Origin of the sequence: Streptomyces sp. NPDC002176 (assembly GCF_044903645.1) — a bacterium.
In the GTDB taxonomy this organism is placed as follows: domain Bacteria; phylum Actinomycetota; class Actinomycetes; order Streptomycetales; family Streptomycetaceae; genus Streptomyces.
In genome coordinates this window covers 1-1,920 of sequence record NZ_JBJDQW010000013.1, presented here as the reverse complement: position 1 = coordinate 1,920, position 1,920 = coordinate 1, and the positions used below count along the sequence as shown (strand labels likewise).

4 protein-coding genes are annotated in these 1,920 nt (G+C 35.2%); all 4 read left to right on the top strand.

All coding sequences use genetic code 11. The features are described from left to right. The coding region (locus tag ACI2LY_RS30135; protein WP_358236544.1) for a hypothetical protein at positions 1 to 212 on the top strand (212 nt) is incomplete at its 5' end. 105 nt (positions 213 to 317) lie between these two features. Beyond that, complete coding sequence (locus tag ACI2LY_RS30130) at positions 318 to 527, top strand: hypothetical protein (protein ID WP_350627252.1); 210 nt, start codon at positions 318 to 320, stop codon at positions 525 to 527. 294 nt (positions 528 to 821) lie between these two features. Next, the gene (locus ACI2LY_RS30125; protein ID WP_350627254.1) at positions 822 to 1,055 is read left to right on the top strand and encodes a hypothetical protein; all 234 of its coding nucleotides are present in this window, start codon (positions 822 to 824) and stop codon (positions 1,053 to 1,055) included. Positions 1,056 to 1,338: 283 nt separating this feature from the next. Continuing rightward, positions 1,339 to 1,920, top strand: a 582-nt coding sequence (locus ACI2LY_RS30120) for a hypothetical protein (protein WP_358236541.1), incomplete at its 3' end; no start/stop codon positions are given.

Genomic DNA, 1,920 nt, shown 5'->3' with positions numbered 1-1,920 from the left:
CTAAAATTAGAAGTCGGGAAAAAACAGCAAGCTATATTACTAAATATGTTACGAAAGAAATGCAAAATTCTATTGTTGGAAAAGGCAAAAAAAAATACTGGTGTTCTCGTGGGTTGAGAGTACCAGCGGTTGAGTATAGTGTGCAAGATTTAGGCCTGGGGTTGCAACCAGACTATGAGAATGATACTTGCTTGATCTATAAAATCAAATAAATTATAACATGTGCTGCAATGGTTGAAAACTATTGCAGTTTTTTGTTGCTTGAAAACCTATCAGGTGGTATATTAGTTACATAAAAGTGATTTGGAGGTGATTACGTGAGTGGGAATGTTAAGTTTTCTATGTCGCTTGGGGAAGAACTTAATGATTATTGTGTAGCTGAAGCAAAGCGTATAGGGATTACTAAGAATGCATATATAGCAATGTGTGTTGATACGATAAAACGTCAATCGGATTCCATGACTATGACTAAAGAAGCTAACGCTATGTTTGAACATGTTAAAGCTAAAGAAAACAAAACTCTTTAATTAGTAGCAGCTCCCTCTAACAGGCGGCTAAATATGGAAAGTTTACCTATTTTAGATTTAGATCTGAGCAAAGCGTAGCGGTGCATTTACAGTAGGGCGTCTGTGCTATCCTGTTGAAGCTTCAGCGTGGAAATTTAGGATTGGTTGTTTCCATGGCTGAAGTCTCCTAATTTCTGCACAGTAAGCGGGTTCCTGCTGTCAATGCTTGCGGTTATAGATATATTAACAGCCCTTTCTAACAGGCGGTTAAATGTACATAATATGTACACGAAATAAATTTAAGGAGAGAAAAGCATGAAAGAAAAAACAAAAGATTCTGTTTATGAAATTGGACTTATAACAGCTCAATTAGAGGTATTAGATTATTTGGCGCTAGAACATGGTGCGGATATGTCAGAGGCTTTAGAAACGAAAATAGATTGGTATAGAGATGAATTGTCTCAAGTGCGAGACAACTTATTGAAAAAAGATATAAAAAAACGAATGGTTAGTGTTCAATCCGCTTCGCAGGCATTCATGAGACAATAACGCATTCGCATTGCTATATTATAGCATGAAATGGATAACTAAAAATTGTTGTATTAAAGGATAGAAAACATATAAAGTGACTTTTATGGAAAGAGGGGCAGCAAATGCAGTCCGCGCGTGAGCGTGGCAAGCATTTCTGCACCTTTCCATAAATTCGGCTATATTGTCTCTGTTCATTTTTTAACAATATATTTGATTATTCATTTCGGATGAAATATGGAAAAGGAAGGGGGATTCGCTGTTGCCCGTCTACTTGACATACGGGTAACTTAACGGAAGAAATATGACGAGACTATACAAGACTAAAATAAAGTCCTATCCCAACGGCGACAAGACATTGACGGTTTATAAGAATGCATTAATCGTTAAAATTGATGATGATTCTATCGATGTATCTATTTCTGAAAAAACCGAGAAAACTGACGACGAAAAAGAGTTAGAGAAAATTAGAAATCTATGGAAAATTCGTACCAAAATAAAAGATTATGTATTATCTAATGAATTCAACTATTTTTGGACTTTGACTTTTGATTCTGATAGATATAATTATGCTGTTGCATTTGAGAAAATGGGACGATGGCTTGAACGTATGAGAAAGAAGCATGGAAAATTCGATTATATTATGATCCCTGAGCTTCATAAAGATGGTGCTATTCATTTTCATGGTGTTACTGGCGGATTGAACGCTGTTATACGTGATTCAGGCGTTAAACATAAAGGCGTGAAAGTATATAATTGTAGTGATTGGGATCATGGTTTTACTACTCTTACTAAAATTAGAAGTCGGGAAAAAACAGCAAGCTATATTACTAAATATGTTACGAAAGAAATGCAAAATTCTATTGTTGGAAAAGGCAAAAAAAAA

Excerpts from the sequence above, each read along its gene's own strand:
- ACI2LY_RS30125 (WP_350627254.1), top strand. The coding sequence starts at position 822 with ATGAAAGAAAAAACAAAAGATTCTGTTTATGAAATTGGACTTATAACA.